The sequence below is a fragment of the Hungatella sp. SL.1.14 genome (assembly GCF_024460495.1).
Classification (GTDB): domain Bacteria; phylum Bacillota; class Clostridia; order Lachnospirales; family Lachnospiraceae; genus Hungatella; species Hungatella hathewayi.
Window position 1 is genome coordinate 1 of sequence record NZ_JANFYJ010000564.1, and the last position, 272, is coordinate 272.

Here is a 272-nt window from a genome sequence, read left to right on the forward strand (position 1 = left end):
GTGAAATTGAAGTACCAGTGAAGATGCTGGTTACCTGCGCCAGGACGGAAAGACCCCATGGAGCTTTACTCCAGCTTGATACTGGGATTCGGTACTGCATGTACAGGATAGGTGGGAGGCTAAGAAGTGCGGACGCCAGTCTGCATGGAGCCATTGTTGGGATACCACCCTTGCGGTATTGGGTTTCTAACCTGCGGCCATGACCTGGCCGGGGGACAATGTCAGGTGGGGAGTTTGACTGGGGCGGTCGCCTCCGAAAGGGTATCGGAGGC

At 56.2% G+C, this 272-nt stretch carries 1 rRNA gene; it reads left to right on the plus strand.

Features of this window, described 5'->3' with window-relative positions:
* Positions 1-272 (plus strand): 23S ribosomal RNA (locus NE473_RS33360); the annotation flags it as partial.